Origin of the sequence: Micromonospora coxensis (assembly GCF_900090295.1) — a bacterium.
In the GTDB taxonomy this organism is placed as follows: domain Bacteria; phylum Actinomycetota; class Actinomycetes; order Mycobacteriales; family Micromonosporaceae; genus Micromonospora; species Micromonospora coxensis.
In genome coordinates this window covers 105,620-128,494 of the sequence record NZ_LT607753.1, presented here as the reverse complement: position 1 = coordinate 128,494, position 22,875 = coordinate 105,620, and the positions used below count along the sequence as shown (strand labels likewise).

Annotated in this window: 17 protein-coding genes; 7 read left to right on the top strand and 10 right to left on the bottom strand. The window is 74.8% G+C overall.

What is annotated here, in order from left to right:
• Positions 1-34: 34 nt before the first annotated feature.
• Both GA0070614_RS00565 and kynU read left to right on the top strand, forming a co-directional pair.
• Entirely contained in the window at positions 35-970 is a 936-nt protein-coding gene (locus GA0070614_RS00565) for a hypothetical protein (RefSeq protein ID WP_231933457.1), read from the top strand.
• 128 nt (positions 971-1,098) lie between these two features.
• Positions 1,099-2,361 carry a kynureninase gene (kynU, locus tag GA0070614_RS00560; protein ID WP_088974136.1) on the top strand — a complete coding sequence of 421 codons (1,263 nt, stop codon included), beginning with the start codon at positions 1,099-1,101 and terminating at the stop codon, positions 2,359-2,361.
• A gap of 100 nt (positions 2,362-2,461) precedes the next feature.
• Here the strand turns inward: kynU and GA0070614_RS00555 are convergent, their stop codons facing one another.
• From GA0070614_RS00555 to GA0070614_RS00535, 5 genes are all read right to left on the bottom strand, one after another.
• Positions 2,462-3,226, bottom strand: coding sequence for a CHAP domain-containing protein (locus tag GA0070614_RS00555; protein WP_088974135.1), 765 nt, complete (start codon positions 3,224-3,226; stop codon positions 2,462-2,464).
• Positions 3,227-3,230: 4 nt separating this feature from the next.
• Positions 3,231-3,998, bottom strand: coding sequence for a hypothetical protein (locus GA0070614_RS00550; RefSeq protein WP_088974134.1), 768 nt, complete (start codon positions 3,996-3,998; stop codon positions 3,231-3,233).
• Positions 3,995-4,999 (bottom strand): twin-arginine translocation signal domain-containing protein, encoded by a 1,005-nt coding sequence (locus GA0070614_RS00545; protein ID WP_088974133.1) that lies wholly within the window; start codon positions 4,997-4,999, stop codon positions 3,995-3,997. The genes GA0070614_RS00550 and GA0070614_RS00545 overlap by 4 nt, the downstream gene beginning before the upstream one ends.
• A 246-nt stretch (positions 5,000-5,245) precedes the next feature.
• Positions 5,246-5,842, bottom strand: coding sequence for a TetR/AcrR family transcriptional regulator (locus tag GA0070614_RS00540; protein WP_088974132.1), 597 nt, complete (start codon positions 5,840-5,842; stop codon positions 5,246-5,248).
• Entirely contained in the window at positions 5,832-6,650 is an 819-nt protein-coding gene (locus GA0070614_RS00535; RefSeq protein ID WP_088974131.1) for an SDR family NAD(P)-dependent oxidoreductase, read from the bottom strand. Before GA0070614_RS00535 ends, GA0070614_RS00540 begins: the two co-directional genes overlap by 11 nt.
• A gap of 188 nt (positions 6,651-6,838) precedes the next feature.
• Here GA0070614_RS00535 and GA0070614_RS00530 point away from each other — a divergent pair, with 188 nt between their 5' ends.
• The gene (locus tag GA0070614_RS00530; protein WP_088974130.1) at positions 6,839-7,081 is read left to right on the top strand and encodes a hypothetical protein; all 243 of its coding nucleotides are present in this window, start codon (positions 6,839-6,841) and stop codon (positions 7,079-7,081) included.
• Here the strand turns inward: GA0070614_RS00530 and GA0070614_RS00525 are convergent.
• The gene (locus tag GA0070614_RS00525) at positions 7,072-10,068 is read right to left on the bottom strand and encodes an AfsR/SARP family transcriptional regulator (RefSeq protein WP_157744848.1); all 2,997 of its coding nucleotides are present in this window, start codon (positions 10,066-10,068) and stop codon (positions 7,072-7,074) included. The two genes, GA0070614_RS00530 and GA0070614_RS00525, sit on opposite strands and share 10 nt — an antisense overlap.
• A gap of 185 nt (positions 10,069-10,253) precedes the next feature.
• Here GA0070614_RS00525 and GA0070614_RS00520 point away from each other — a divergent pair, with 185 nt between their 5' ends.
• Together GA0070614_RS00520 and GA0070614_RS00515 are read left to right on the top strand one after the other, a co-directional pair.
• On the top strand, positions 10,254-10,787 hold the full coding sequence (locus GA0070614_RS00520; protein ID WP_088974128.1) for a hypothetical protein: 534 nt from the start codon (positions 10,254-10,256) through the stop codon (positions 10,785-10,787).
• Positions 10,780-13,479 (top strand): M48 family metalloprotease, encoded by a 2,700-nt coding sequence (locus tag GA0070614_RS00515; RefSeq protein ID WP_088974127.1) that lies wholly within the window; start codon positions 10,780-10,782, stop codon positions 13,477-13,479. Before GA0070614_RS00520 ends, GA0070614_RS00515 begins: the two co-directional genes overlap by 8 nt.
• 115 nt (positions 13,480-13,594) lie before the next feature.
• Here the strand turns inward: GA0070614_RS00515 and GA0070614_RS00510 are convergent, their stop codons facing one another.
• Both GA0070614_RS00510 and GA0070614_RS00505 read right to left on the bottom strand, forming a co-directional pair.
• Positions 13,595-14,272 (bottom strand): ABC transporter ATP-binding protein, encoded by a 678-nt coding sequence (locus GA0070614_RS00510; protein WP_088974126.1) that lies wholly within the window; start codon positions 14,270-14,272, stop codon positions 13,595-13,597.
• A complete protein-coding gene (locus tag GA0070614_RS00505) occupies positions 14,269-15,333 on the bottom strand; it encodes an ABC transporter permease (RefSeq protein WP_088974125.1) in 1,065 nt (354 codons plus the stop codon). Before GA0070614_RS00505 ends, GA0070614_RS00510 begins: the two co-directional genes overlap by 4 nt.
• A gap of 178 nt (positions 15,334-15,511) precedes the next feature.
• Between GA0070614_RS00505 and GA0070614_RS30850 the strand changes: the two genes are divergently transcribed.
• Together GA0070614_RS30850 and GA0070614_RS30845 are read left to right on the top strand one after the other, a co-directional pair.
• Positions 15,512-16,708, top strand: coding sequence for a sensor histidine kinase (locus GA0070614_RS30850; protein ID WP_088974124.1), 1,197 nt, complete (start codon positions 15,512-15,514; stop codon positions 16,706-16,708).
• Complete coding sequence (locus GA0070614_RS30845; RefSeq protein WP_088974123.1) at positions 16,705-17,337, top strand: response regulator; 633 nt, start codon at positions 16,705-16,707, stop codon at positions 17,335-17,337. The genes GA0070614_RS30850 and GA0070614_RS30845 overlap by 4 nt, the downstream gene beginning before the upstream one ends.
• A gap of 26 nt (positions 17,338-17,363) precedes the next feature.
• On the opposite strand, the gene GA0070614_RS00490 is transcribed toward GA0070614_RS30845, so the two are convergent.
• Both GA0070614_RS00490 and GA0070614_RS00485 read right to left on the bottom strand, forming a co-directional pair.
• Complete coding sequence (locus GA0070614_RS00490) at positions 17,364-21,878, bottom strand: HAMP domain-containing protein (RefSeq protein WP_231933456.1); 4,515 nt, start codon at positions 21,876-21,878, stop codon at positions 17,364-17,366.
• Positions 21,879-22,144: 266 nt separating this feature from the next.
• Positions 22,145-22,855 (bottom strand): SigB/SigF/SigG family RNA polymerase sigma factor, encoded by a 711-nt coding sequence (locus GA0070614_RS00485; protein ID WP_408630791.1) that lies wholly within the window; start codon positions 22,853-22,855, stop codon positions 22,145-22,147.
• Positions 22,856-22,875 lie beyond the last annotated feature (20 nt).

Here is a 22,875-nt window from a genome sequence, read left to right as displayed (position 1 = left end):
GGGCGACCGGCGCCGTCCGCCACAGGAAGAGGCGATGATGGCACTCCACCAGGCCCCCCGACCGCTGGTCGACCCGGCGGCACCCCCCACCCCGGCACGCCGGGCCCGGATCATCCTGCTCAGCTCGGCGGCCGGCGTCCTGCTGGCCGTGCTCTGGTCGTTCGAACTGGTCGACAAGGTCATCGGGGACAACGTCGCCAACACCGTGCTGGGCCACGACGCCAAGGCCACCGCGATCAGCGGGACGGCGGCCGGCCTGCTGTTCGCCTTCGTCTCCGGCTTCGCCGGCACCTTCACCGCCTGCAACATCGCGATGGCGGCGTCGTTCGGTCCGATGAGCCAGGTCGGCGCCGCGGAGAGCCGGCGCGGCCTGCTGCGCGCGCTGCTGCGTCCGGTCGGCTGGCTCACCCTGGGCATGGTGGCGGTCGCGGCCACGTACGGCTTCGTCGGCGTCCTGCTCGGCGACCGCCTGCCGCAGCTCTCCACCGAGACGGTGGACGGGGTGCCGGTGCGCCTGATCCAGTCGTCGGTGGTGTTCGGCCTGATCGGGCTCGCCCTGATCTACCTCGGCCTGGCCGCGATCGGGACGCTGCCCGACATCTTCGCCGGACGGCCCACGCTGCGGGTGGTCACCCTCGGCGCCCTGGTCGGCGGCTTCCTCGTCGGCCGGCCGTACCCGATGTTCAACAAGCTGTTCCACTGGGCGGTCGACAGCGGCAACCCGCTGTACGGGGCGGCGGCCTTCACCCTCCAGTCGGTGGGCAACGTGCTGCTCGTGACGCTGATCTTCGCGGTGGTGGTGCTCGCCACCCGGGGCGGGTTCCTGCGCTGGATGGCGCACCCCCGTCGCGCCGCGGTGGTGACCGGGGCGCTGCTCATCGCCCTGGGCGTGTTCACCGTCGTCTACTGGGACCTGCGGGTGCCGGCCATCTTCGGCTTCGGCTGGTTCCCGCGCATGCCGTACAACTGACCCGGCCCGGACGCCGCTCGTCACCGGCGGCCCCCGCCACCGCCACCGCCACCGCCGCGCCGCCTACCCTGGGACGGGCCCGTCCCCGCCCCGGGGCCGGCGGCGACGGCCTGGCGGAGGAGTGGCGCGTGCCCGACGAGTTCCCTCGGTACCTGTGCAAGGAGTGGGACGCCGCGGATCCGCTGGCCGGCCTGCGCGACCGGTTCGTGATCGCCGACGAGGACCTGATCTACCTGGACGGCAACTCGCTAGGACGGCTGCCGGCCGCCACGCCCGGGCACCTGGACCGGCTGGTCCGCGACGGCTGGGGCGAGCAGCTGATCCGCGGCTGGCCGACCTGGATCGAGTGGGCCCGGCGCATCGGCGACCGGCTCGCCGGGCACGCCCTCGGCGCGCGTCCCGGCGAGGTCGCCGTCTCCGACTCGACCTCGGTGAACCTGTACAAGCTCGCCGCCGCGGCGCTGGACGCCGCCGGGGACCGGCGCACGATCCTGGTCGACGCCGAGGACTTCCCCACCGACCGGTACGTCCTGCAGGGGCTGGCCGAGGCGCGCGGGCTGACGCTGCGGATGCTGCCGTCGGACGTCGACCGAGGGCTGGACCTGGCGACCCTGCGGACGGCGCTGGACGACGACGTCGCCCTGGTGGTGCTCTCCGCCGTCTCCTACCGGTGCGGCGCGCTGCTGGACATGGCCGAGGTCAACGCCGCCGCCCGGCAGGTCGGGGCCACGGTGCTGTGGGACCTGTCGCACGCGGTCGGGGCGGTGCCGGTGGAGCTGGCCGCCACCGGGACGGACCTCGCGGTGGGCTGCACGTACAAGTACCTCAACGGCGGCCCCGGCGCTCCCGCCTTCCTCTATGTGCGGCAGGAGTTGCAGTCGCGGCTGCGCCAGCCGATCCAGGGCTGGTTCGGCCAGCGCGACCAGTTCCTCATGGGTCCCCGGTACGACCCGGTGCCGGACCTGGACCGGTTCCAGGTGGGCACCCCGCCGATCCTGGCCATGGCGACCCTGGACCCGGCGCTGGACGTGCTCGCCGAGGCCGGCATCGACCGGGTACGCGAGAAGGGCCGGCGCCTCGGTGAGCTGATCGTCGCGCTCGCCGACGCCTGGCTCACCCCGTACGGCTTCACCGTGGCCTCCCCGCGCGACCCGGCGCGGCGCGGCGGGCACGTCTCGCTGCACCACCCCGAGGCGCTGCGGATCTCCCGGGCGCTGGCCGAGCAGGGCCGGGTCGTCGGCGACTACCGTGCCCCGGACCGGCTGCGGCTCGGGCCGGCGCCGCTCTACACCCGCTACGTCGACGTGTGGGACGCGATGGACCGGCTGCGGGACATCGTCGAGCGGGGGTCGTGGCGGCGGATGCCGGGCGAGGCGTCCCGGGTCACCTGAGCCGACCCCCGCCCGGCTGCCGCGGAGCCGTCGCACCGCCGACGCCGCGCCCCGGTGTGGCGGGGCCGGATCCCGTTCGGCCCCGCCACACCCGTCCGGCTCAGGTGCCGGCGGCGTAGTGGATGACGTTGCTGATCTGGCTCATCGGGACGGTCCGGGTGCCCCAGCCCAGGGGCGTGGCCCAGTTGTACTCCTGGAGGGTCACGGTGGTGCCGTCGGCGCTCACCCCGGCGATGTACGCGACGTGCCCGAGCGAGGACGCGCCACCGGCGTACGGCTCGAACTGGGCGATGGCGCCGACGCGCGGGGTGCGGTCCACCCGGTACCCGAGTCGGACCGCGTTGTCGTTCCACTCGTGGGCGTTGCCCCAGTGCCCGGCGATCCCGTTCCGCCAGCCGTTGTTGTGGAAGTAGCCCTGCAGCTGCTCCATCCGCCAGGCCACGAAGGACGTGCACTGGCCGGAGTACATCGCCCAGCGGTCGACGATGTTCGGGTTGCCCCGGTACGGGTAGTCGTCGCCGGTCGGGCGGCGGCCCGTGGCCGGGCACTCCCCCTCCACCGGGTGGCTGACCCCGGTGTAGGTGATGGCGTCGGCCACCCAGGAGCCGTTGCTGAGCTTGTTCCAGATGGTCGACGAGCCGTACGGGCCGTTGACCGTCTGGGACCGGGTGGTGCAGACGACGGTGACGGTGGAGCCGTTCGCCGCCGTGCCGGTGACGTGGTACATGGTGCCGGGGCCGTAGCGGAGGTTGGCCGCCCCGCCCCCGGTGTCGATGCGGGCGGTGGTGGCCGCCGTGGCCGGGGCGGCGGTGAGGGTGAGCAGGCCGAGGGTGGCGGCGGCGACCGCCGCGAGGAGTCGCGTCATCGGGTCACATCCAGTGGGAGGTCTTGAGCACCGCACCGGCCCAGTTCTGGCTGATGTGGACGTGGTCGTTGTGCTTGCAGGTCTTGCTCGTGCTGCCGCAGTTGCCGACCTCGTCGTACTCCTGCCAGCCGGCGTTGGGGTTGCTGGAGACCCAGACCTTGTCGTTCCAGATGATCGTCTGGACGCCGTACGCGCCGGCGTTGGCGCGCAGGTGGTTGGCGATGGACCAGCCGATCTGCCGTTCGGTGGCGTTGTCGGCGTCCATCCAGTAGTCCAGCGCCCGGCCCTCGCCGTGCTCGCCGGGCTTGTTGACGTAGATGCCGGCGAAGTGCCGGTCGCCGCCGCGCGGGTTCCAGCCGGGGGTGGCCTTGAGCTCGTGGTAGAGGCGGCGGGTGCCGGGCTGCTCCACCCCGAGGTTCATCGAGGCGGCGTCCCAGTGCAGCTGCGACCCGCCGCAGGGCGGGCCGACCGCGCCGGAGGTGCCGGTGTAGAGGAAGGCGTCCGACACGTACCCCTCCAGGTGCAGGTAGTCCCAGACGTCGGTGGCGCCGTACGGGCCGGTCACGCTCTGCCCCCGTACGGTGCAGGCGATCGCGACGCGCTGCCCGCCGGTGACGGTGCCGATCGACGGGTACGACGTGCCGGGCCCGGTGCGCAGGTTGACCGTGTAGCCGTTGATCACGCTGACGGTGTGGGCCGAGGCGGGCGCGGGGGCCAGGGCGAGGGTGGCGACGGCGACGGTGGCCGCCGCGAGCAGGGCGCGGATCCTCATGGGTGGGTGCCGATCTGGTTGGCCTCGGTCTCCCAGATGCCGTACTGCCGTTCGGCCGGCGGGATGCCGTAGAAGCAGACGCTGTCGATCTGGCCGGCGGTCTCGTTGGCGACCGACGAACCGAAGTTGACGTACCGGTACCCTCGGTCGGACTTCGCCCCGTCGATGCCGGCCTCGGTGACCTTCATGCTGATCCGGGAGTTCCAGCCCCGTACGTAGTCGATCATCTTGTACGGGTTGCGCTCGCCGCCGCCGTCCGCGCCCCGGGTCAGGTACGTGGAGCTGTAGCAGTGCACGGTCACCACGTCCGGCTGGTACGGCCCGGACAGCATGCCGCCGAGCCCGTCGCCGGTGTCCCGGACGAACGCGTCGAAGTACCGCCCGGAGGTGCCGAAGGTGAAGCCGCTGCCGTCGCCGGTCCACCTGCCGGCCGGCATGTTGATCGCCCAGAGCAGGTTGCCCCGGTCCTGGGCCGGCTTGTTGTCGCGGATGGTGGCCAGCCGCTTCCACCGGGCCAGCCACGGGTCGTTCGGCAGGTGCCAGTCCGGCTCGTTGCCCAGTTCCCAGACGAAGAGCGTGTTCGGGTGGGCGTCGATGTAGGGCAGCATCAGGTTGAGCTGGTGGCGGGCCAGGTTCGGGTCCGGGTCCTCCGACGACTGGATGATCATCTCGGTGAGCCCGGTGCCGCGCAGCGCCTCCAGCTGCGCGTCGCTGAACCGGCGGTTCCACGGGTCGCCCCAGAACATCGAGATCCGGGCGGTCTGGGGCCGCATCCGTCGCAGGATGTCGACCTTGCGGTTGAAGTCGATGTTGTTGCTGGCGTCGCCGGGCGAGACGACCGCGCCCCACTTCATGTAGTAGGCGGCGGACGCGGACTCGGCGGTGCCGAGCACCGAGCCGACGGTCAGCGCGGCCGCGGACGCCCCGACGCCGCCGAGGAACCGGCGGCGGGACAGTCCGGGCCGCTCCGGCGGCGGTGCTGCGGTGGTGTTGTCGGGCATGTGGAGCCTCCCCTGGGACGGTGGTCGAGCGGTGGCGCTCGGTGACCACCATCGCGGCCGGCGGGTCACCGGTCCTCTCAGTCCGCTCTCATCCCGCTCGCATCCGCCACGTCCCCGCAGACGCACCGGCCCGCCTTCGCCCTCGGGTCCACGCGTCCGCCTTCCGCCGGGGCGAGCCCGTGCCGGAACTGGACCGGCCGGGCCACCCGGGACGCCCTCGCCGGGCTGTCCCCGGGTCAGCGCCGGTCAGTCCGGTGCGAGGGAGCGCCAGATCCGGTCGGGCAGGACGCGGGCGGCCTGCCGGATGTCGATGCCCGGCACGCCGGCGAGCCACCGGCGGGAGGTCTCGGCCACCGGGCCGATCATCAGCATCTCGACCAGCGGCTCCGGCAGGGTGGCGATCTCGCCGGCCGCCATCCGGGGCCGCAGCCAGCCGGCGACGGCCGCCAGCTGCGGCGCCTTGGCCGCCGCCACCTGGTCGGCGTGGGTGGCCAGGTAGCCGGCGTGGGCCGAGGCGTGGATGAAGCGCGCCGCCGCCGGGTTCTCCTCGGTGAAGCGCAGGTAGGCGACCACGATGGCGCGGACACCGGTACGCGCCGTCCGGGCCCGGGTCAGCGCCGCGATCAGGTCGTCGAACAGCGCCGACATGCACTGCGAGTACAGCGCCGCGGCCAGCCCGTCGAAGCTGCCGAAGTGGTGGTAGAGGCTGCCCAGGCTGACCCCGCTGGCGGCGGTCACCGCGTGGACGGTGAACCCGGGCTGGCCGGCCGCCTCGAACACCGCCAGCGCCGAGTCCAGCAGCCGCTGCGCGGTCGCCTCGCCCCGCTGCTGCTTAGGCGACATGGGCCATCCCCTGCTCCCACAGCCGGCGGGCCAGGACCGGTTCGTCCGCCACCGGTGCGCGGGGCACCGGCCGGTCGCCGTCGAAGTAGCGGCCGGACTCCTCCCCGGGGTCGAACGCCAGCCGGATCACCGGGGCCGCGCCGACCTCCGGGGCGGCCCACCGGCGCTTGACGAATTTGAGCAGCAGGCCGGTCACGCCCCCCGGATCCCCCAGCCCGGTCCTGATCACGCCGGGATGCACCGCGTCGATGGTCACCCCGGCGACCGCCCAGTGCCGCGCGAACAGCGGCACGGTGAGCAGGTTCGCCAACTTGGTGTCGCAGTAGGTGCGCATCCGGTGGAAGTCCTCACCCCAGGGCGTCCGGTCCGGGTCCACCCTGCCCTTGACGTAGAGCCCGGCGCTGACCTGGACCACCCTACCCAGCCGCTGCGCCAGCAGGTGGTTGAGCAGGAACGGCGCCAGGTGGTTCACGGCGAACGACTGCTCGTAGCCGTCCTCGGTGCGGACCAGCCGGGTCGGCCAGACACCGGCGTTGTGCACCAGCACGTCGATCCGCTCGCAGCGCCGGCCCAGCTCGGCCGCGACGGCCCGAACGGACGACATCGCCGACAGGTCGCCCACCACCAGCTCCGCCGACCCACCCGCCGGGTGCGGGGACGCCGCGAGCGTCGACATCGCCTGCTCGCCCCGTGCCCGGTTCCTGGTCACCAGCACCACCCGGCAGCCCCGTCGCACCAGCCCGGCGGCCACCGCGAGCCCGATGCCGCGATTGGCGCCGGTCACAACCGCCGTCACCGTCTCCACCATGGCCGCCAGCCTAGTCCAAAATAAAGAGTTCTTCTAGAACATAGTTCTATTAAGAGCTTCCCAAGCATCGAAGGAGGGCCATACCATCCGAAGACGGCAGACGAACGCCGACCCCGGTGCCCGCACGCCGCCCCACACCGACCGGACCCACGGGCACCCACACCGATCCGCCCCACAGAGGAGCCGACATGGGACTGATTCACGCGTGGCGCATGCAGAGGCTGGTCTCGGACGCCAGGACGGCCTTCGAGCGGGGCGACCTGACGTTCATCGCCGGCTTCGACATCGACACCCGGCGCCGGGTGTCGATGAAGCAGATCCGCAGGGAGATCGACCTGATCATCAACGCCGTGGAGCCCATCGGCTGGGAGTGCGTGAGCGTCGAGCCGTTCCTCGCCTCCGTCAAGATCGACTTTCTCCGTCAGTCCTGACCGGGCGCGGCGGCGTCGGGCGAGGGTGCGGCGGCATCGGTGAGGGCCCGGGCCCGGGCATCGCCGAGCAGGCGCAGGGCCCGGTCCCGCTCGCCGTCCTCGCCGTACCGGCGGCACAGCGCCAGGCACGAGCGCAGGGCGGAGCGGGCCGCCGGGAGCCGGCCGAGGGCGAGCAGCGCCACGCCGAGGCGGCGCAGCGCGATCAGCTCGCCGATGCCGTCGCCGACCTCCCGGCTGCCGGTGACCGCCTCGGTCAGCTCGGCCACCGCCCGCTCGTGCTCCCCGGCGCGCAGGTGCAGGTCACCGAGGTGGCCCAGGCAGATCGCCGCACCACGGCGGTAACCCAGGTCACGGCAGAGGTCCAGGGCGCCGCGCAGCAGTCGGGCCGCGTCCGCGTCGGCGCCCCGCCCGCCGAGCACCAGGGCCAGGCTCGTCGAGGTGTACGCCACGCCGAACCGGTCGTCGAGTTCCCGGAAGATCGCCAGCGCCTGCCGGAACGCCGCCTCGGCGGGGCCCGGCCGGCCGGCCACCCGGTGCGCCGCGCCGAGTCCGAACAGGACCTGGGCCTGGCCGGGTCGGTCCCCGAGTTCCACGGTGATCGCCTTGGCCCGGCTCAGCGCGGCCATCGCCTCGGCGTCGTCGTGGCGCAGCCGGTGGGCGGTGCCGGCGGCGCGCAGCACCAGCGCCTGGCCCTGCCGCTCGCCGAGCCGCTCGAACAGCGCCAGCGCCGGATCGAAGCAGGACAGCGCGTCGTCGAGCCGGTCCACGTTGAGGTGCAGCTCGCCCAGGCAGCGCAGCAGCCAGGCCCGGCCGAGGTCGTCACCGGCGGTCGCGCAGGCGTCCAGCGCGGCCCGGGCGGTGGCGCCCCAGTCGTCCAGGTGCTCGCGCAGCTCGAAGAAGCGGCCCAGGGTGTTCGCCAGGTTCCACGCCGGCTCGTGCAGGCCGGCGGCGGCGGCCCGGCGCACCGCGCCGGTGAGCATGCCCCGCGACGTCTCGAACCAGCCGACCGCGTCGGCGAGCAGGGCGTCCAGGTCGGCCGCCGTCCAGCGCGACCAGCGGGCGGCCGCGCCGCCCGTGCCGCGCCGGAAACCCCCGCTGGTACGCCGGTACGCCTCGTCGGCCAGGGTCAGCCAGCCGCCGAGCAGCCGGCCGAGCGCCGCCGGGCCCTCGTCGGCCGGCCGGTCGTCGGCGCGCAGCTCCCCCGCGTACGCCCGGACCAGGTCGTGCAGCCGGTACCCGCCCCGGTCGGCGTCGACCAGCCGCGCCTCGACCAGCCGTTCCATCAGCTCCTCGGCCTCGGCCAACGGCAGGTCCAGCAGGGCCGCCCCGGCCCAGCCGGGCACCCGGGGCAGGTCGACCACCCCGAGCAGCCGCAACAACCGCCGCTCGACCGGGTCCAGCTCCTGGTAGCTGGTGGCGAGGCTGGAGCGTACCGCCAGGTCACCGGTGCGCAGCACGTCGAGGCGGGCCCGCTCGTCGGCGAGCTGGTCGGCCAGCCGCCCCACCGGCCAGTGCGGACGGGCGGCCAGCCGGGCGCCGGCGATGCGGATCGCCAACGGCAGGTACCCGCAGCGCGCGGCGACCCGCAGGCAGTCCGCGTGCTCCGCCTCGACCCGCTGCGCGCCGATGGCGTGCCGCAGCAGGTCGACGGCCGCCTCGGCGGTGAACACCCCGAGGTCGACGTGGTGCGCCCCGGGCAGGGTGGTGAGCCGCCGGCGGGCGGTGACCAGCACCGCGCAGCCCGGGTCGGCCGGCAGCAACGGTCGCAGCCGGGTGCCGTCGGCGGCGTTGTCCAGCACCACCAGCAGCCGCCGCCCGGCGGTGCGCGCCCGGAACAGCGCGGCCCGCTCGTCCAGCTCGGCCGGCACGGCGCGGGGCTCCTCGCCGAGGGCGTGCAGGAACCGGCCCAGCACGGTGACCGGGTCGAGGGGGTCCGCTCCGCCGCGCAGGTCCACGAAGAGCTGACCGTCCGGGAAGTGCGTCCGGACCAGGTGTCCCACCTGGACGGCGAGGGTGGTCTTGCCGCTGCCGGCCGCGCCGGAGACGGCGACGATGCGGGGCGCGGCCGGCCGGGGCGCGCCGCTCGGCGTACCGTCGTCGGGGGCCGACCCGGCGGTGAGGTGGCGGGCCAACGCGGCGGCCAGGTCGTGCCGGCCGACGAAGTCCGCGGCGGCCATCGGCAGTTGGGCGGCCGGGACGGCGGCGGGGCCCGCCGCCGGGGCCGGGTCGACGCCGTCGAGCAGCGGGTCGCCGGCGAGGATCCGGGCGTGCAGGTGCTGCAGCGCCGGTCCGGGCTCCAGGCCCAGCTCGGCGACCATCACCTGGCGGCCCTGCCGGTAGACCTCCAGCGCCTCGGCCCGCCGCCCACTGCGGTGCAGCGCCAGCATCAGCCGTTCGCGCAGCTCCTCGCGCAGCGGCTCGACCTCGACCGTACGGTGCAACGCGGGGATCAGCTCGGCGTGCCGGCCGAGGGCGAACTCGACGTCCACCCGGTCCCGCTCCACGGCGAGACGCTGCTCGGTCAGCTCCGCCACGGCCGCGTGGAAGCCGGTGACGTGCGGGTCGCCGGGCAGCCGCACGTCGGCCAGGACGGGCCCCCGCCACCGCGCCAGCGCGTCGCCGTAGCGGGCCGCCGCGTCGGCCAGCCGGCCGGCCCGGGCCAGCTCGGCGGCCTCGGCAGCGGTGCCGGCGAAGACCTCGGCGTCCAGTTCGCCGGGGGCGACGCTGAGCTGGTAGCCACCCGGGCGGGTCCCGATCGCCTCGCCCAGCACGCCGCGCAGCCGCCAGATCAGCGTCTGCACCTGACCGACGGCGGTGTCCGGCGCGTCGTCGCGCCACAGCGCGCCGAGCAGCCGGTCGAGCGGGGTGACCCGGTTGGCGTTGACCAGCAGGACCGCGAGGACGGCACGCTGCTTGCTGCTGCGCGGCGTGACCGGGCGACCGGCCACGGTGACGTCGAGCGGGCCGAGGATCGAGAAGCTGGCCATCTCCGCCGACCGTACCACCGCCCCGATAGACCGTCATCGCTGCGGCCGGGACGGGCCCGCGTCCGGCACCCGCGCCTCAACAGGACGTCTTCCCGCACTGTCCGGTTGCCGATCGTGCCCGTGGCGCGCGGCCCCTACCCTGGCTGCGCGACCGCGCCCCGACCGCACCGGGAGGCAGGACCGGCATGACCTCGATCAGGCACTCCCCCGGCGGTGACGTCGAGGACGACCTCGTCCGGATCGCGATCCGGACGCTCGCCCCGGACGAGGAGCCGCTACTGGCGTTCCTGCGGCCGGCGTACCGACGGCGGCCGCAGCGCTGGCGGCGGGACCCGCGCGCGCTGGTGCGGGTGGGGGGCGGCGAGGCCGGCGGCAGCGGGTTCCCGGAGGTCGTCGAGCCGCTGCTGCCGTACGTCATGGTGTTGTGTGGTGTGGGCCTGTCGGTGCTGCGCGACGCCGCGCAGGCGCAGGCCGCCGACGCGGTGCGCGGCCGGCTGCGCGCGCTGGGCCGCCGGTGGCGGGCCCGCCGCCGGCGCGAACTGCCCGCGGCGCCGCCGGTGCGGCTGAGCCCGGGGCAGGTGCTGCGCATCGAGGAGGCGGTCACCGCCGCCGCCCGCGATCCGCGCTGGGAGCTGACCGACGACCAGGTCGCGGTGCTGCGCGGCGCGGTGCGCGACGCGTTCGTCGAGCGGTTCGGCGTGGACCTCGACGGTGGGTGAGCCGCCGCGCGGCACGGCGCTGCCGCCGTTGCCGTCGGCCACCCTGGGCCGCTTCGTCGCCGCCGTCACCGCGGTCGTCGGGACGAGCATGTTCGGCTGGCGGTACGTGCTCATCGACCCGGAGGCCGTGCGTGACCGGGCCGGCTGCCTCCAGGAACTGCGTGGCCTGCCACCGGCGGTGGACGTGCGGACCGGGACGCTCGACGCCGGGTCGGCCGAGGCGGTGCGGCGCTGCGTCGACACCGTGCTCACCGACGTGCTGCGCCAGATGCTCGTCGGTCTGGCGGTGCTCGCGGCGGTGACCGCGCTGGTCTACCTCGCCGCGCCGTGGGTCGAGCGTCGGCTGCGCGGGCTGCGCCGCCTCGACCGGGTGCCCGGCGCCGAGGCGCTGCGGGCGGACCTGGCGAATCTGGTCCGGGAGGCGGGACTGCGGCGCGCGCCGACGTTCCTGGTCTCCCGTTCCGCGCGGGTCAGCGGCAACACCTTCGGCACGCCTCCGGCCCGGTACGTGCGGCTGGACCTGGGACTGGTGCACGCCCACCGGACGGCCCCGGCGGTGTTCCGGACCGTCGTCCTGCACGAGCTGGCGCACCTGCGCAACGCCGACGTGGACCTGACCCGGCTGGCCATCGCGCTGGCGTGGGCGTTCCCGCTCGGCGTGCTCGCCCCGTTCGTCGTCCGCTTCGCCGACGCCGACGCCGGGCAGTTGGCCGGCGACGCCTGGCGGCTGGCGGTGTTCGTCCTGGTCGCGCAGGTGTCCACCTGGTCGGTGCTGCGGGCCCGGGAGTTCGCCGCCGACGCCCGCCTCACCGGCGTCGACGCGGCCACGGCCCGGGCCCTGCTCGGCGGTGACCGGGCCCCGGCCGGACGCCGGGCGCGGCTGGCCGCGCTGTTCCGGTTCCACCCGCTGGGCCGGGCCCGGGTGCAGGAGCTGGACCGGCCCCGCCGGCTGGTGACGGCCCGGCCGGTCGAGGCGCTCGGCGCGGGCCTGGCCGCCGGCATCGCCGCCCCGCCGCTGTTCAGCCTGATCGACCACCTGCCGCTGCCCTGGGGCGGCTTTTCCGGCGACGCGTACGTGGTCGGGCTGCTGCTGGGCGCGCCGCTGGCGCTGGTGCTGACCGGCGCGCTGTGGCGGTCGGCGTGGTGGGCGCGCGAGCACGGCGGACCGGCCGCCGGCGGGGGTGTGTTCGGCGCGGCGCTGGTGCTCGGCCTGCTCGTCGGCCGGCGCCTCGCCTGGTCCGCCGGGTACGCCGACGACCGGCCGACCTGGTGGGTGCAGGCGGTGCTGGCGGCGCTGGCCGTCGCCGGTGGCGCCCTGCTGGGCCGCTGGGTCGCCCTGGGCGCGCGCGTCTGGCTGCGTCGGCTGCCCCGCGTCGACGTGGATCGCACCCGCCTGGCCTGGGCCGGCGCGGCGGCCGCGACGACGGTCGTGACGGCCGTGTTCGTCGGCTCGCTGCTGGTGCTGCACATCTGGTCCATCGGCGCCGAGGTGAACATGCTGCTGGTGCTCGCGGCACGGGAGGGCCACCCGGGCGAGGTGAGCGTCCTGACGCTGGCCGACGCCGTCGGCTGGCACGTGCGGATCCTCGCCGACCAGGCCCCCTACCTGCTCGCGCTGCCACTCGCCGCGGCGCTGTTCCCGGCGCTCGCGACTCCGCACGCCCGCCGTCGGGCGGTCCGGCTCGGCCTGGTGACCGGCGTCGTCGGGGCGCTGGCGCTGCCGGTGGTGGTGCTCGGCGTCGTCGTCGCCTCCCGCGACCCGGGGCTCGGGGCGGCGACGCTGCGCGGACTGGTCGACGGGCACACCCTGCTGCCGGTCACGCTGGTCGAGCTGACCGCCGCCGTCGCGGCGGTGGCCGGCAGCCGTCTGTCGACCTGGCACGCCACCCTGGCCGCCCTCACCGCAGGTCTGGTGCTGGCCCCGGCGGCCTTGGCCGCGACGGTGCTGCTGACCTGCTCCGGAGGCGATCAGGGCTGCGCCGCCCTGGTCCACCGCGCCGCCGTCACCCGGGCGCTCGGGCACGCCCTGCTCGTCGCCCCGGTGTTCGCCACCCTGGCCGCGGCGCTCGGCGCGGCGGTGACGGCCGCGCTGACGGTGGTGGGGCGCCCGCCGTACCGGCGGTGGGCGGTGTCGGGGGCGGTGGTGCTCGCGCTGCTCGCCGTCGCCGGTGGGGTGGCGGCCACGTACCGGCTGCCGGCCACCGCGCCGGAGGCGGGGCGCGACCCCTGCCTGGTCGGGGTGTGGCGGCTCACCACCGGCCGGTACCACGCGCCGGTCGCGGCGGACTCGGTGCTGGGCACCCTGGCCGGGCTGCGCCGGGGCGCGGACCTGGACCTGACCAGCGACTCGGCGACCGGGTACGCCACCGCGTACCGGGCGGACGGCACCGCGACCGACCTGTACGACCTGGCCGTGGCCGAGGGCACGCTGAACGGGCAGCGGGTCCGGCGGGTGGCCCGGGGCGCGGTCAGCTACCGGTGGACGGCCGAGGACGGCCGGTACACCCAACGCGACGGGGTGCAGGCCGGCCTCGTCGCCCTGCTGCGGGTGGGCCGGCACGAGGTCGACGTCACCTCCGCCCCGCGCAACTCGGCCGGGTCCTACCGCTGCGACGGGCAGCGACTGGTGATCCGGCTGGAGACCGACGACGGGTCCTGGGACGAGGAGGTCTTCGTCCGCAGCCCGGCCTGACCGCGACGGCCGTCCGGAGCGCCGCCGCCGGCCCTCGGCGGCGCGCACCTAGTCGCCGGCCGGGAGCCGCCGCGCGCCGACCCGGCCGCCGGGGCGCGACCGCGGGCCGGCGGTCTCAGCCGGTCGGCACGGCGAGGCGGCCGTCGACCATCTCCACCACCCGGTCGACCCGGTCCAGGTGCCCCCGGTCGTGGGTGACCAGCACGGTGGCCGTGCCGCGCTCGCGGGTGAGTGCGACCAACAGGTCGAGCACCGCCGCGCCCCGGTCGTGGTCCAGGGCGCTGGTGGGCTCGTCGACGAGCAGCACCGCCGGGTCGTTCATCAGGGCCCGGGCGATGGTCACCCGCTGCCGCTGCCCGCCGGAGAGCTGGTGCGGGCGGCGATCCACCTGGGCGGCGAGCCCGACGCCGGCCAGCAGCCGCTCGGCACGGGCCCGGGCCGGGCGGACCGGACGGCCGGCGAGGTGCGCCATCACCTGCAGCTGCTCGGCGGCGGTCAGCGAGGCGATCAGGTTCGACTGCTGGAAGACGATGCCGATCCGGGTCCGGCGCAGCGCCGCCGCGCCCGCCCGGTCCAGCCGGCCGGTGTCCACCCCGGCGACGACCACCCGACCCCGGTCGGGGCGGATCAGGGTGGCGGCGACCGCCAGCAGGCTGGACTTGCCGGAGCCGGAGGGGCCGATGACGGCGGTGACGGTGCCGGCGGGCACGCGCAGGTCGACCCCGTCCAGGGCGGTGAGGCGGGTGTCGCCGTCGGGGTAGGTCAGGGTGACGTCGGACAGGTCGAGGCTCATCGGGCGCTCCCCAGTGCGGTCAGCGGGTCGACGGCGGTGACCCGCCGTACGGCCAGGGCGGCGCCCACGGCGCCGAGGAGGACGGTCACCACCGCCGGCAGCAGCACCGAGCCGGCGGTCAGCGCGAACGGCACCCGGTCGGCCGCCGCCGCGCCGACGGCCACGGCGACCGCGGTGCCCGCCACGGTGCCGGCCAGCAGCAGCGCCAGGGCCTGCCCGAGCGCGTCGCGCAGCAGGTGACCGGTGCCGGCGCCGAGCGCCTTGAGCACGGCCACGTCCCCGGCGCGCTGGATGGTCCAGACGGTGAAGAAGGCGCCGACGACCAGCGCGGAGATCACCAGCAGCAGCCCGCGCATCAGTTGCAGCGAGCCGTTCTCCGAGGTGTAGGAGCCGATCGCGGACAGCGCCGCGGCGCGGGTGACGGTCCGGGTGCCCACCTCCCGGTCGACGGCGTCGAGGCGGACGTTGCCGGTGGTGGTCAGCGCGAGCACGGTGGCGGCGTCGTCGGGGACGCCGGGGGCGGTGCGCCGCCAGTCGGCCAGCGAGGTCCAGACGACCGGGGTGTGGCTGTAGGAGGCGTCGCCGGCGACGGCGGCCACGGTCAGCCGGACCGCGCCGAGGGTGACGGTCGCGCCCGGCCCGGCGGCCAGGGCGTCGGCGGCGCCACGGGAGAGCACCACCCGTCCGTCGCCGAGCCCGCCGGGGGCCAGGGCGGAACCCGGGGGTACGCCGAACGCGGCGAGCGGGGCCGTCCGGTCGCCCGCCCCGGCGCGCAGGGTGGCGACGCCGAGCGGGTCGGCGGCGGTGACCCCGGGTTCCGCGCGCCAGCGTCGCCACTGCGCGTCGGTGACCCGGGAGCCGGTGAAGGAGAGGTCGCCGTCGGGGACGGCGAAGACGAGGTGGTCGGCGGGGAGCCCGGTGACCGCCGAGGTGCTCTCCCGGCCCAGCCCGGCGGTCAGGCCGGAGAGCAGCACCACGAGCAGGGTCATCAGGGTGACGACGACGCCCATCAGGGCGAAGCGACCCTTGGCGTACCGCAGGTCCCTCCAGGCGACGAACATGACGAGCCTTCCGTTGCGGGGCCACGCCCGGTGGCGTGGTGGTACGCCGTCCACGCTCGCCCGGCGCGGCCCGGCCGGCATCGCCCCGCCGATGGGCGGCCGGCCCTCGAAGTGCGCAGCGCGGGATCAACCCTTTGGTTGATGGCGGCGGCGCGCCGCGGCCTAGCCTGGAGGCATCGTGAGCACCCACCCGCCCGTCCCACCGCCGCGCGCGGCGCGGATCGGCCTGTACCTGCTGGTCGCCGCGCTACTCGCCGTGGTCGCGGGACGGGCGCTGGCCGCGGCGCCGCCGCACCGCGCCGGGGTGCTGCTCGGCACGGCCGTGCTGGCCGGCGGGTGGGCCGTCGCGGCGGCGCTGCCCCGCTCGCGTCGTACGACGCTCGGCTGGCTGGCCGCGCTGACCGTGGGCTGGGCGGGCCTGCTCTGGCTCACCCCGGACGCGGTGTGGCTGGCGTTCCCGCTGTTCCTGCTGCACCTGCACCTGTTGCCCGTCCGGTGGGGCACGGTCGCGGTGGCCGCCACCACGGCGGCGGCCGTCGGCGGGGTGGCCCGGCACCAGGGCGCGCTGACCCTCGGCGGGGTGATCGGTCCGGTCATCGGGGCCGCCGTGGCGGTCGCCACCGTGCTCGGCTACCAGGCGCTGTACCGGGAGAGCGAGCGCCGCCGCCGGTTGATCGAGCAGCTCACCGCCACCCGGGCCGACCTGGCCGAGGCCCAGCACACCGCAGGGGTGCTCGCCGAACGCGAACGCCTCGCCCGGGAGATCCACGACACCCTCGCCCAGGGGCTGTCCAGCATCCAGCTGCTGCTGCGCGCCGCGCAACGGGCGATGCCCGAGCGGCCGGACGTCGTCGCCGGCCACGTCGAGCAGGCCCGCCGGGCGGCGCAGGACAACCTGGCCGAGGCGCGGCGCTTCGTGCGGGCGCTCACCCCGCCCGCCCTGGCGGCCCGGTCGCTGCCCGAGGCGCTGCGCCGGCTCTGCGATGCCGGTGGCGGCGACGCCGGCCCGGTGGTGCGGTTCCGGCTCGACGGCACGCCGCGGCCACTGCCCACCCGGTACGAGGTGGCGCTGCTGCGGATCGCCCAGTCAGCGCTGGCCAACGCGGTCGCGCACGCCCACGCCGGGCGGGTGGAGCTGACCCTGAGCTACCTCGGCCGGCAGGTCGCGCTGGACGTGGTGGACGACGGCGTCGGCTTCGACCCGGGCGCCGCCGACGGCCGGGGCGGCGGCGACGGCGGGTTCGGCCTGGACGCGATGCGGGCCCGCGCGGCCGAGCTGGGCGGGACGCTGAGCGTGGAGTCCGCGCCCGGGCAGGGCACCGCCGTGGCGGTGGGCTTCACCCCGCCGGAGCCGACGGCGGAGGTGCCCGGGTGAGCCGGCCGGTGCGGCTGCTGCTCGCCGACGACCACCCGGTGGTCCGTTCCGGGCTGCGCGCCCTGCTGTCCACCGAGCCGGACCTCACCGTGGTCGCCGAGGCGGCCACCGCGCAGGAGGCGGTGGCGGTGTGCGCCCGCGAGCCGGTGGACGTGGTGCTGATGGACCTGCAGTTCGGCTCCGGCATGCAGGGCCCCGAGGCGACGGCGGCCATCGTCGCCCGCCCCGACGCGCCCCGGGTGCTGGTGCTCACCACGTACGACACCGAGGCGGACATCCTCGCCGCGGTCGAGGCCGGCGCCACCGGCTACCTGCTCAAGGACGCCCCGCCGGAGGAGCTGACCGCGGCGGTGCGCGCGGCGGCGGCCGGGCGGTCCGCGCTCGCCCCGGCGGTCGCCCACCGGCTGATCGACCGGGTGCGTTCGCCCGGGATCGCGTTGACGCCCCGGGAGAGCGAGGTGCTGCGCCTGGTCGCCGACGGACTGTCCAACCAGCAGATCAGCCGCCGGCTGCACCTGAGCCAGGCCACCGTCAAGACGCACCTGGTGCACGTCTACGGCAAGCTCGGCGTGGACTCGCGTACCGCCGCCGTCGCGGTGGCCCGGCAGCGGGGGCTGATCCGCCGCTGAGGCCCGGGCCGCCGCGCCGGCCGGACTCAGGCGTTGAGCCAGCGGTGGATGCAGTGCAGCAGGTCGTCGGCGTCCACCGGCTTGGTCACGTAGTCGCTGGCCCCGGAGGAGATGCTCTTCTCCCGGTCGCCGTGCATCGCCTTGGCGGTCACCGCGATGATCGGCAGGTCGGCGTAGCGGGGCATGGCGCGGATCGCGGCGGTGGCCGCGTAGCCGTCCATCTCGGGCATCATCACGTCCATCAGCACCAGGTCGATGTCGTCGTGGCGCATCAGCGTCTCGACGCCCTTACGGCCGTTCTCGGCGTAGACGACGTCGATGCCGTGCAGCTCCAGGATATTGGTCAGGGCGAACACGTTGCGCGCGTCGTCGTCGACGACGAGGACCTTGCGCCCGGCCAGCGCGACGGAGAACGGGTCGCCCGACGCCGGGACGTCGGGGCCGGCCGGGGTGAACGGCACCACCCGCTCCGGGGCGTCGGCGGACAGGTGCAGGGCGATGCGTTCGCGCAGGTCGTCCAGGCTGCGCAGGATCTCCAGCGGCCGGTCCTCGGCCAGCGCCTGCAACAGCGCCTCCTGACCGGCGCCGAGCGGGCTGCCGTGGTACGCCAGCACCGGCACGGCCCGCTCGCCCCGCTGCTCGTGCAGCGCCCGCAGCAGGGCGCTGCCACTGTCGTCGGGCATGTCCAGGTGCACGACGAGCAGGTGGTGCCGCTGCGCGGCCAGCGCCTCCAGGGCCGGCGCCGCGCCGGTCACGGTCGACACCTCGACCGGCAGGTCGGTCATGCCGAGGGCGACGCCCCGGGCCAGCAGGGTGAGCAGGCCCATGTCGTCGTGCTCCAGCACCAGCACCCGCCGCAGCTGCTCCGTACGCCAGTGCTCCACGACCTCCGGCGTGGCCTGCGGGCGTACGGCCGGGAGCGCGCCGGGGTGGTCGGAGGCCACGGCGGTGGCGCTGCTGCGGGCCGGCAGGTACAGGGTGAAGGTGCTGCCCTGCCCGAGCACGCTCTGCGCGGTGATCCGGCCGCCGAGCAGGTGGGCGATCTCCCGGCTGATGGACAGGCCCAGGCCGGTGCCGCCGTAGCGGCGGCTGGTGGTGCCGTCGGCCTGCTGGAAGGCGTCGAAGATCGCGGTGAGGTGCTGCTCGGCGATGCCGATGCCGGTGTCGACGACCCGGAAGGCGATCACCTGGTCCCGCTCGGGCATGGTGTCCGGCAGTTCCTCGGGGCGGGCACGTTCGATGCGCAGCTGCACCCGTCCCGTCTCGGTGAACTTGACCGCGTTGGAGACCAGGTTGCGCAACACCTGGCGCAACCGCTGCTCGTCGGTGTGCAGCTGGGTGGGCACGTCGGGACCGGTGACGATGTCCAGCTCCAGGCCGCGCGGCGTGGTCAGCGGACGGAAGGTGGCGTCGACGTAGTTGCGCAGCTCCGACAGGTCGAACGTCTCCGGGTTGATGTCCATCTTGCCGGCCTCGACCTTGGACAGGTCGAGGATGTCGTTGATGAGCTGGAGCAGGTCCGTGCCGGCCGAGTGGATGACGGTGGCGTACTCCACCTGCTTGGCGGTCAGGTTCCGGTTCGGGTTCTGGGCCAGCAGCTGGGCCAGGATGAGCAGGGAGTTCAGCGGGGTACGCAGCTCGTGGCTCATGTTCGCCAGGAACTCCGACTTGTACTTCGAGGCCAGGGCGAGCTGCTGCGCCCGGGCCTCCAGCTCCTGGCGGGCCTGCTCGATCTCGGAGTTCTTGGTCTCGATGTCGTGGTTCTGCCGGACCAGCAGCGCCGCCTTGTCCTCCAGCTCGGCGTTGGAGCGCTGCAGCTCCTCCGAGCGGGCCTGCAACTCCTCGGACCGGGCCTGCAACTCGGCCGCGAGGCGCTGGGACTCGGTGAGCAGGACGTCGGTGCGGGCGTTGGCGACGATGGTGTTGACGTTGACGCCGATGGTCTCGGTGAGCTGGTCGAGGAAGTCGCGCTGGATCTCGGTGAAGCGGCTCATGCTGGCCAGCTCGATGACGCCGAGCACCTGGTCCTCGAAGAGGACGGGCAGCACCACCAGGTGCAGCGGGACGGCGGCGCCGAGGCTGGAGGAGACGGTGACGTAGTCGGCCGGCACCGCGTCGACGACGATCGCCCGCTTGCTGAGCGCCGCCTGCCCGACCAGGGAGTCGCCGAGGACGTACCGGCGGCGGGTGGCGTCGTGGCCGTAGCCGCCGATCACCCGCAGGGCGCTGCCACCGCCGGTGTCGTCGACCAGCAGGAACGTGCCGAGCTGCGCGGACACCAGCGGGGCCAGCTCGTTCATCACCAGACCGGCGACCACCTCGAGGTCCCGGTGGCCCTGCATGAGCCCGGAGATCCGGGCCAGGTTGGTCTTGAGCCAGTCCTGTTCCTCATTGGTACGGGTGGTCTCGCGCAGCGACTCCACCATGGAGTTGATGTTGTCCTTGAGTTCGCCGACCTCGCCGGGGGCCTCCACGGTGATGGAGCGGGTCAGGTCGCCGGTGGCCACCGCGCTGGTCACCTCGGCGATGGCGCGCACCTGCCGGGTCAGGTTGCCGGCGAGTTCGTTGACGTTCTCGGTGAGCCGCTTCCAGGTGCCGGAGACGCCCTCGACCTCGGCCTGACCGCCGAGGCGGCCCTCGCTGCCCACCTCACGGGCCACCCGGGTGACCTCGGCGGCGAAGCTGGAGAGCTGGTCCACCATCGTGTTGATGGTGGTCTTGAGCTCCAGGATCTCGCCGCGTGCGTCCACGTCGATCTTCCTGGTCAGGTCGCCCTGGGCCACCGCCGTCGTGACCTGGGCGATGTTGCGCACCTGACCGGTGAGGTTGTTCGCCATCGAGTTGACGTTGTCGGTCAGGTCCTTCCAGGTGCCGGCCACGTTCGGCACCCGGGCCTGGCCGCCGAGTCGGCCCTCGGTGCCCACCTCCCGGGCCACCCGGGTCACCTCGTCGGCGAACGCGCCGAGGGTGCCGACCATCGTGTTGATGGTCTGGGCGAGGACGGCGACCTCGCCCTTGGCCTCCACGGTGATCTGCCGGCTCAGGTCGCCCTGGGCCACGGCGGTGGCGACCAGGGCGATCGAGCGGACCTGGTTGGTGAGGTTGTTGGCCATCTCGTTGACGTTGTCGGTCAGGTCCTTCCAGGTGCCGCCCACGTTGGACACCCGGGCCTGGCCGCCGAGTCGGCCCTCGGTGCCCACCTCCCGGGCCACCCGGGTCACCTCGTCGGCGAACGCGGAGAGCTGGTCGACCATCGTGTTGATGGTCTCCTTCAGGGCCAGGATCTCGCCGCGCGCGTCGACCCGGATCTTCTGGGTCAGGTCGCCCTTGGCCACCGCGGTGGTCACCTCGGCGATGCTGCGTACCTGGGCGGTGAGGTTGTCGGCCATGACGTTCACCGACTCGGTGAGGTCCTTCCAGGTGCCGGAGACGCCCTTCACGTCGGCCTGGCCGCCGAGACGACCCTCGGTGCCCACCTCACGGGCCACCCGGGTCACCTCGTCGGCGAACGACGAGAGCTGGTCCACCATCGTGTTGATGGTGTTCTTCAGCTCCAGGATCTCCCCGTGCGCGGTGACGGTGATCTTCTGCGACAGGTCGCCCCGGGCCACCGCCGTGGCCACCTGGGCGATGCTGCGGACCTGGTCGGTCAGGTTGACCGCCATCGAGTTGACCGAGTCGGTGAGGTCACGCCAGGTGCCGGCGACCCCGCTGACCTGCGCCTGACCGCCGAGCCGCCCGTCGGTGCCGACCTCCCGGGCGACCCGGGTCACCTCCGCGGCGAAGCTGGACAGCTGGTCCACCATCGTGTTGATGGTGCTCTTGAGCTCCAGGATCTCGCCGCGCGCGTCGACGGTGATCTTCTGCGACAGGTCGCCCTGGGCGACGGCGGTGGTCACCTGGGCGATGTTGCGCACCTGGCTGGTGAGGTTGCCGGCCATGAAGTTCACCGAGTCGGTGAGGTCGCGCCAGGTGCCGGCGACGCCGGGCACCTCGGCCTGACCGCCGAGGCGGCCCTCGCTGCCCACCTCCCGGGCCACCCGGGTCACCTCGTCGGCGAACGACGAGAGCTGGTCCACCATCGTGTTGATGGTGACCTTGAGTTCCAGGATCTCGCCCCGCACGTCCACGGTGATCTTCTGCGACAGGTCGCCCCGGGCCACCGCCGTGGCCACCTCGGCGATGTCGCGCACCTGGTCGGTGAGGTTGCCGGCCATCGCGTTCACCGAGTCGGTGAGGTCCTTCCAGGTGCCGGAGACCCCGGGCACCTCGGCCTGACCGCCCAGCTGACCCTCGGTGCCGACCTCCCGGGCGACGCGGGTCACCTCGGAGGTGAACAGCGAGAGCTGGTCGACCATGCCGTTGAAGACGGTGGCGATCTCCCCGAGCAGGCCGTCGGCGTCGGCCGGCAGCCGGGTGCCGAAGTCACCGTCGCGGACCGCGGTCAGGCCCGCGAGCAGCTGCCGCAGGCCGGGGTCGGCCACCGGGGAGGCCGTGGCGCCGGTCCCGTGCAGTCGCGTCTCCGCCGTCTTGTCGAGCACCACGACCACCTATGCGCCACCGCCGGACGGAGCCCGACGAGCCAACATCAACCGCGCAAGTATGCACAGCCGCGACGTCGCCCCCACACCGGGACGGCGGCGCTGACCTGCGCACGTGTCCGTGCCCGGCGGCCCTCGCGCCATGGGCCGCCGCCGCCCTCGGCGGGCACGCCGACGCCCGCACGGTCGCCGAGGGCTCGACGACGGTGCGGGCGTCGGGTTGCGCCGCGTGGCCCGGCCGGCACGGCGACCGGGCGTACGGGAGGTCAGTGGGTGTCGACCAGCTGGCCGCGCAGCTTGACCAGCGCGCGGGCGAGCAGCCGCGAGACGTGCATCTGGGAGACGCCGACCTGGGCGGCGATCTCGCTCTGGGTCAGGTTGCCGTAGAAGCGGAGGGTGAGGATCTTCTGCTCCCGCTCGTCGAGGGTGGCCAGGGCGGGGCCGAGGGCGACCCGCAGCTCGGCCAGCTCGTACTCGTTGTCCTCGGCGCCGAGGGTGTCACCCAGCTCGGTGGCGCTCTCGCCGTCGCCGATCGGGGTGGACAGCGACACGGCGTTGTAGGCGCGGGCGCCCTCCAGGCCCTCCAGGACCTCTTCCTCGGTGATCTCGAGGTGGGCCGCGATGTCGGCGACCGTGGGAGCCCGGTGCAGCGTCTGGGTGAGGGTGCCGTTGGCCTCGGTGATGCGCAGCCGCAGCTCCTGCAGGCGACGCGGGACCCGGATGTTCCAGGTGCGGTCGCGGAAGTGCCGCTTGATCTCGCCGAGGATGGTGGGGATGGCGAAGCCCGCGAAGTCGACGCCCCGGGAGGCGTCGAACCGGTCCACCGCCTTGATCAGGCCGAGCGCCGCGGTCTGGGCGAGGTCGCCGTTGGGCTCGCCGCGGCCGCTGTAGCGGGCGGCGAGGTGGTTGGCCAGCGGAAGCCACGCCTCGATCACCTTGTCGCGCAGCGCGGACCGCTCGGGGTGCTCGGCCGGCATCGCGGCGAGCGCCGTGATGA

Coding starts and splice junctions, on each gene's coding strand:
- GA0070614_RS00565 (WP_231933457.1), top strand. CDS start 35: ATGATGGCACTCCACCAGGCCCCCCGACCGCTGGTCGACCCGGCGGCA.
- GA0070614_RS00555 (WP_088974135.1), bottom strand. CDS start 3,226: ATGACGCGACTCCTCGCGGCGGTCGCCGCCGCCACCCTCGGCCTGCTC.
- GA0070614_RS00550 (WP_088974134.1), bottom strand. CDS start 3,998: ATGAGGATCCGCGCCCTGCTCGCGGCGGCCACCGTCGCCGTCGCCACC.
- GA0070614_RS00545 (WP_088974133.1), bottom strand. CDS start 4,999: ATGCCCGACAACACCACCGCAGCACCGCCGCCGGAGCGGCCCGGACTG.
- GA0070614_RS00540 (WP_088974132.1), bottom strand. CDS start 5,842: ATGTCGCCTAAGCAGCAGCGGGGCGAGGCGACCGCGCAGCGGCTGCTG.
- GA0070614_RS00535 (WP_088974131.1), bottom strand. CDS start 6,650: ATGGTGGAGACGGTGACGGCGGTTGTGACCGGCGCCAATCGCGGCATC.
- GA0070614_RS00530 (WP_088974130.1), top strand. CDS start 6,839: ATGGGACTGATTCACGCGTGGCGCATGCAGAGGCTGGTCTCGGACGCC.
- GA0070614_RS00525 (WP_157744848.1), bottom strand. CDS start 10,068: ATGGCCAGCTTCTCGATCCTCGGCCCGCTCGACGTCACCGTGGCCGGT.
- GA0070614_RS00520 (WP_088974128.1), top strand. CDS start 10,254: ATGACCTCGATCAGGCACTCCCCCGGCGGTGACGTCGAGGACGACCTC.
- GA0070614_RS00510 (WP_088974126.1), bottom strand. CDS start 14,272: ATGAGCCTCGACCTGTCCGACGTCACCCTGACCTACCCCGACGGCGAC.
- GA0070614_RS00505 (WP_088974125.1), bottom strand. CDS start 15,333: ATGTTCGTCGCCTGGAGGGACCTGCGGTACGCCAAGGGTCGCTTCGCC.
- GA0070614_RS00485 (WP_408630791.1), bottom strand. CDS start 22,855: ATGCCGGCCGAGCACCCCGAGCGGTCCGCGCTGCGCGACAAGGTGATC.